The organism is Paenibacillus sp. 2TAB26, from assembly GCF_052115145.1.
Classification (GTDB): domain Bacteria; phylum Bacillota; class Bacilli; order Paenibacillales; family Paenibacillaceae; genus Pristimantibacillus.
Map to the genome: position 1 here is coordinate 24,701 of NZ_JBFRGC010000053.1, position 6,000 is coordinate 30,700.

11 protein-coding genes are annotated in these 6,000 nt (G+C 32.8%); all 11 read left to right on the forward strand.

Annotation, left to right across the window (positions count from 1 at the left end):
- Positions 1–172 precede the first annotated feature (172 nt).
- The 11 genes from AB4Z50_RS34985 (at position 173) to AB4Z50_RS35035 (ending at position 5,850) form a co-directional block, all read left to right on the forward strand.
- Complete coding sequence (locus AB4Z50_RS34985; RefSeq protein WP_441886972.1) at positions 173–610, forward strand: hypothetical protein; 438 nt, start codon at positions 173–175, stop codon at positions 608–610.
- A 91-nt stretch (positions 611–701) separates the two neighbouring features.
- Positions 702–860, forward strand: a complete 159-nt coding sequence (locus AB4Z50_RS34990) for a hypothetical protein (RefSeq protein WP_441886974.1) — start codon at positions 702–704, stop codon at positions 858–860.
- A 242-nt stretch (positions 861–1,102) separates the two neighbouring features.
- Entirely contained in the window at positions 1,103–1,426 is a 324-nt protein-coding gene (locus AB4Z50_RS34995; RefSeq protein WP_441886976.1) for a hypothetical protein, read from the forward strand.
- 368 nt (positions 1,427–1,794) lie between these two features.
- The gene (locus AB4Z50_RS35000; protein ID WP_441886978.1) at positions 1,795–2,367 is read left to right on the forward strand and encodes a helix-turn-helix domain-containing protein; all 573 of its coding nucleotides are present in this window, start codon (positions 1,795–1,797) and stop codon (positions 2,365–2,367) included.
- A 55-nt stretch (positions 2,368–2,422) separates the two neighbouring features.
- Positions 2,423–3,460 (forward strand): MBL fold metallo-hydrolase, encoded by a 1,038-nt coding sequence (locus AB4Z50_RS35005; protein WP_441886980.1) that lies wholly within the window; start codon positions 2,423–2,425, stop codon positions 3,458–3,460.
- A gap of 24 nt (positions 3,461–3,484) precedes the next feature.
- Complete coding sequence (locus tag AB4Z50_RS35010) at positions 3,485–3,700, forward strand: DUF3006 domain-containing protein (protein WP_441886982.1); 216 nt, start codon at positions 3,485–3,487, stop codon at positions 3,698–3,700.
- Between the two features lie 71 nt (positions 3,701–3,771).
- On the forward strand, positions 3,772–4,125 hold the full coding sequence (locus tag AB4Z50_RS35015; RefSeq protein ID WP_441886984.1) for a hypothetical protein: 354 nt from the start codon (positions 3,772–3,774) through the stop codon (positions 4,123–4,125).
- A gap of 8 nt (positions 4,126–4,133) precedes the next feature.
- On the forward strand, positions 4,134–4,469 hold the full coding sequence (locus AB4Z50_RS35020) for a hypothetical protein (protein ID WP_441886986.1): 336 nt from the start codon (positions 4,134–4,136) through the stop codon (positions 4,467–4,469).
- Positions 4,470–4,538: 69 nt separating this feature from the next.
- Complete coding sequence (locus tag AB4Z50_RS35025) at positions 4,539–4,757, forward strand: hypothetical protein (protein WP_441886988.1); 219 nt, start codon at positions 4,539–4,541, stop codon at positions 4,755–4,757.
- 273 nt (positions 4,758–5,030) lie between these two features.
- Positions 5,031–5,291 carry a hypothetical protein gene (locus tag AB4Z50_RS35030; RefSeq protein ID WP_441886990.1) on the forward strand — a complete coding sequence of 87 codons (261 nt, stop codon included), beginning with the start codon at positions 5,031–5,033 and terminating at the stop codon, positions 5,289–5,291.
- A gap of 25 nt (positions 5,292–5,316) precedes the next feature.
- Entirely contained in the window at positions 5,317–5,850 is a 534-nt protein-coding gene (locus tag AB4Z50_RS35035; RefSeq protein WP_441886992.1) for a hypothetical protein, read from the forward strand.
- The last annotated feature ends 150 nt before the right edge of the window (positions 5,851–6,000 follow it).

The following is a 6,000-nucleotide window of genomic DNA, read 5'->3' on the forward strand; positions in this document are numbered from 1 at the left end:
ATTGTGATCCGTATACAAATATCAAAATTGATGTAATGAATGAAGAGTTAATTGATAGAGCAAGAAAATATTACGACACAATTGAAAGTGAGTAGAAGATAGAAATGGCACTGAAAAATGATATTTTATACTGCCTGAACTAAATAGCCTTTAAATATAGGAGGTGAAATATTTGAAATTAAATAAGTTTATTTATGTAGGAGTCATTGGGATTTTAGCAATTGTCTTTAATACAGGATGCGAGACAACATCTATAACACCTGAGAAACAGGAGACTGTTCAAAAAGTCGATAATTCTAATTCTGTAAAACAAGAAGTTACTAAAAAACCTGAAGCATCTAAACCAATAGAAACACCAAAAGCATCTGTAAAAGAGGAGATAGTCCAAAAACCAGAAATACCAGTAAAATACTATGGTGTCCAATGGGGGAACCAAGACAATGAATGGGTATTTTCTGATGATTGGGTTCAACCCGAAAAGTTAAATTTTATTGAGTCAATGGAGATATTAAACACTTGTAAAAAGGGAAAAGACAGTAATACTCAAGCTAATAAGGAAGCAGTTCAAGCATGCTTAAGTGATAAATTCACCAGTAAAATTGCCAAATAATATAGACTTATTTGTATGAGTTATTTATTCTTCAGAAGCAATAAAAGGGTTAATTCATAAGGAAAATCATAATAAGGAGGAGTTGAAACATATGTTAAATGAAATAGTTGAATTTCATAACAGTGGCAGATTGCAACAAGGTAAGGTTGTTAAGATTAATGATGATGGAGCAAGTGTAATCATTGAAAAAGTACTTGACAATGGTAAAAAAATCTCAATTTTAGTTGCTATTGATGCCATACTTAATTAATAAAAGACATGTTTTAATCAATTTAACTGTAACTACTCTAATTCGAAGAGAGTGTTGTTTATGTCATGGGAAAGCGTGATTAATGCCATTTTTAAAGATTTAGTAAATGCACAGAAAAACCAACATCACGATAACCCTCACTTAATCAAAGCTGCAAATGAATTTGTAGTTATATTGAAAAAACAAAAGCTATTTTTCATGTTTCTTCAGATAGACAAACAATGCAGACCTATATGCTTGCATTGCAAGATAGATGGGACGAATTATATGATATAGTTCAAGATAATGTGGTGAGCATTGAATTAAACAATCTATTAAATCGGATTGAAGAAGGATATTTTTCTTTAAAAAAAGAATATYTCAAGCGAATAGATAGAATTGATAAACCCCAAACTTCACGAAAACCAATTGAACCGAAGAAAAAAGAAGATCCTATCTTGAAGAGTTCCGTTCTTAAATTAGAAGATAGTGTTTTAAGGTCAAGAAAGCGTTTGAAAGTGGAGAGAGCAGAGAAGAAATTAGTTATTTATATCTTACTAGTTCGAAGAGTAAACTCCAACCTGTAAAATACGATAGCGACAGATGGCATGGAACTAATCCATGCTGTTTGGTCGTCATAACTTCGATTGGTTATCTTCTGCATCACAGCAGATAGACGCATCAACCTCTTCCATCCGTAACCCCTTCGCTTTAAAACTACTCTTTCTCCATCGAGTGTTAATGGTTAACCGCTTCTTCCCATTGTTCGAGTGTGTGTATGCTAACTCTGATGGAGGGGACTAGCGATGAGATGAGTATAGCATGGCATATCCATAAATAGAAAAAGTATGTTCATATTAAATGAGAACAATGGCACAACTAAAATAAAACTAATAAGTTATTGATTTACATATGTAAATATGCTAAAAATTTATAAAATAGGAGTGATGAGATAATGCTTTCTTTCGAACCATTTAGGAGATTGTTGGCTTATAGAAATATTAAAATAGTAGACTTGATTATTGAAGGCGGTTTTTCATCTACTACGACTGCCAAGATAAATAAGGATGAACCAATCCAGTTTGAAACTTTGGATCGCTTATGTGCTCTAATGGGAGTACCAGTAGAGGACATTGTTGTATTTGTCGATGATGAGGGCAACAAGTTGAAAAACAAGGATGAGAATTACGAAGAGTTAAAGTTGGAGATTGTCAAATTGAGAGAAGTTATTTCAGCGCAGGAAAGAGAAAACCAAGAATTGCTAAACAAAATCAACGCTGCAAAGCATCGTAGGGAAGAAAAAGAGCAGAATGAAACTGTTAAACAGAAAAAATACACAATTAAAAACCTAAAACAAATTAGAAAATCAAGTGGATTAAAGCAGTCAGATATATCTGATAGTATGGGCATTACTAGTTCGTATGTAAGTATGTTTGAACGTGGACAGCATTATTTTAGTGAAAAGCAATTAAACATTATCAAAGAGCTATTGACTATTCCAGATGAGAATATTATCGAGATGGTATAAATGTCTGATTTTATAGATAATAAATGTGTTTTTCAAAGAACTGGGGGTATCAGTAATGAAACGTTTTTTATCACTCACATTAATGTTTGTTTTCATATTATCGGCAATACCAGTTTACGCAGCAACTCCAGCCAAAACGCTTAAAGTGCACTTTATCGATGTTGGTCAAGGAGCATCTCAGTTGATTGTTGGTTCAACAGGTAAAACGATTCTTATCGATGCTGGCAATAACAGTGAGGAGAAGACGATTGTTGAATATATTAAGAAGCAGAAGATAAAGAAGATAGATATTTTAGTAGGGACACATCCTGATGCAGACCATGTTGGTGGATTAGATGCTGTGATTTCAAACTTTGAAATCGGTAAAATCTATATGCCTAAAGTAGTATCGACTACCAAAACGTATGAAGACGTTTTGTCTGCAATTAAGAAGAAGAGTCTCAAAGTTACAACTGCTAAAGCTGGTTTGATTCTTGATTGGGAAAAGGATGCAACTGTTAAGATGATAGCGCCTGTTAGCACTTACGATGACGCTAATGAGATGAGTGCGGTAATCAAACTTACATACGGTAGCACTTCATTTTTGCTTATGGGTGATGCCGAATCAAAAAGTGAGAATGACATCCTAAAGTCCAAAGTGGATATCAAGTCGGATGTTTTACTAGTTGGTCATCATGGTTCTATTTCGTCAACATCCCAAAAGTTCTTGAATGCGGTGAATCCTAAACATGCTGTAATTCAAGTGGGTAAGAACAGCTACGGTCATCCAACTAGTGATATTCTTAAACGACTTACTGATAAGAAAGTAAAAATATATCGAAATGATAAACAAGGTACGATTGTTTTCACAACTGATGGTAAGAAAATTACGACATCACAAAACGAATGGAAAGCCAATTCAATTACTACTAATCCAACTACCACGCAGACACCTAAAGCTACACCTAAACCATCAGAGAAACCAAAGCAAGAGAATGTAGTCTATGCTAATTGTGCAGCGGTGAAAGCAGCAGGGGCAGCTCCTATACACAAGGGAGATGCTGGTTATAGTACTAAACTAGATCGAGATGGCGATGGGGTAGCTTGCGAATAAATAATTGTAAGGAGGGATAAGTCGATGAAGGGTATTGTTGACAGGATTGAAGGCAATGTAGTTGTAATTGAGATTGATGGTCAAACACAGGATATTAACAAGAATGATGTTTCATCAGATATTAAAGTCGGAGATGTAGTTTTATTAGTCTCTGGCAAATGGATAACTGATGAAACTGAAACTAAACAAAGAGAATCAAAGATAATAAAGCTGATGGATGATGTTTGGGAAGACGATTAATTAAAAACGGAGATTTTAATCACAGGAGGTTTATCTTTCATAAACTCTTCAGTAGGAAGGCGGTCAATGCAATGGTACACATTCTAGGAAGCTACAGGGACATTGTCTACGTAAGAAAATTGATTAATAATTTTTATAACGATATTGACAATCAAAGAATGAATAAGGATGAAAGATACGTAGATAGAGTACATAAATCATTTCTTGTATTGGTGCAATATACACAGAGAGGTAATAAATCTATCGACAAGGGTGTAATTGCGAATCTAATTGCAGTAGAGAAAGATTATAATCTTTTTTTACTTAAAATTGGTGAACCAAGTAATTACAGTCTTACTAAACCTGATATGAAAAAAAAAAGAGGTTTGTACAAAATACTATTGACAAAAAGAAAACTCTTAAGGGAGCTTTCTTTGGTGGTCTAACAATAATTGTGATTATCATAGCAGGAATCGTTGTTACTATTATTGATAATATACAAACGGATAAATATTATTTTAACTTAGTCGAATCAAGACTGGAGCGTGCTGAGCCTAGACTTGAAACAAATTTGATTTATGTAGAGAGACTATCTTGTGAGAAGGTAACTTTCTCAGATGCAGCAGGCGTTAGTTATAGTTGTAAGTTTTACGCTACAGGAAAAAATGGTAAAGAGTTTGATATCAATGCTTCCATAACTAAGAGTTTTGATAGTGTAATCAATATGGGCGTTTTTGATCATAACGACAGTTCTAAAGATAGGAAGGCACTTGCAATAGGATCTTTTTAGTTGTTATGCATTTGGTTGAAAGGTCAATTTCAAGATATACATCAGAGACAAACAGGAGGATTATAGAAAGTGGAAGGAATAGTATATATTCTAGTTTTAATTGCACTTATTATATCGCTGAGACAAGTTTATCTTATTTTTAAGAAGGACATTCCAAGAGCAAGATCAAAGAAAATCATTTGTGATGAATGCGGTAGAGGATTTAAGGATGTTGAAATAGTTGTAATCTGCCCACATCGTAATACTAAATACGTTAGACATGTAGATGGTGAGTTGAAAAAACAATAATGGTTATTTTAATGCGGTGAAATGTCAGTTTTAAGTGGGGGAGGGGAGTGATTTTGTTCAAAGGTATAGAGATTAATGGAATTGTTTTTTCAAAAGCGACAATGATCATGATGAGTTTCTGAATGCATTCATTGAGTTTGTTGAAGTTAACGGATGGAATTTTGGTGGAGGAACAAAAGAAGTTAATATCGATGATGAATAAGGAATAAAAGATCCATTTCAATAGTCGAGAGTTAATTTTTCTGTGTGAATTTTATATTTAGGAGTGTTATTATGACTAAAGAATATGAGGAACTAATTAGAATATTCGATGATCTCTATGATAAAGGGTACAGATTTTTAAACTCAGTTGAAAACGAAGTTAATGTAGAAGAACCATTTGGCAGTGGCAAATTAGTAACTCCAATAATGGATAGAAAATTATATATTGACGCAGAAATTGTTACTGAAGATGAGAAGGAAAGAGGATTCAATTTTATTGCATTCCGCAAATCAGTAAAGTTGAAGGATGGAAAACCTATTAAATTTAAATAAAAAGACTCATTTTTAAGGAGTAGACATGATCCAATCTGATCATATACAACTAAGATACGTTCAACGAGTTCTTGGAATTGCTAATGAAAATGAAGCTCAGGCATACCTGAATAAAAATAAGTACAAAATTTACTACGACTTGGATATGCTTTTTAACAAATCTGAATTAATTCATGACAGATTTTCACCAGATAAAGACGGAATACAATACAATTACTATTTAGGAAATTACAATATTTTATTTGTTATCTCATTTAAAACAAACGTAGGAGTAACTTTATACAAAATCAAAAATGACGAAGTGAATACTTTATTTTCTAATATAAGAAGAAATAACGATGCGTTTATTAAGTTAGATTCTAAGAAGACAAAACATGATGATTACACAAGGAAGCTTGAGTTTATGATTGATGAGTTAAGGAATCAGTTAACAGACTTAGAGAAAAATTTTAAATTAGAAATTGAAGTAGGTAGGGATTACGCATCTGACTTAAAAGAAATTAGAGGATTAGTTCGGGAAGATTTTAAAAAAATACTATATGGTTTTAAGAATCGATGATTCGTGTTGAAATAACGGATTTATTAGGAGTACTTATGAACAATATTAACGATTTATCTTCGATTATTAAATGTGCTTCAAAAGAAATATGGGAACACAATATTTCAACTGATTATGCTAAGGGTAGACTTAGGCAAGAAGCTTCATTAC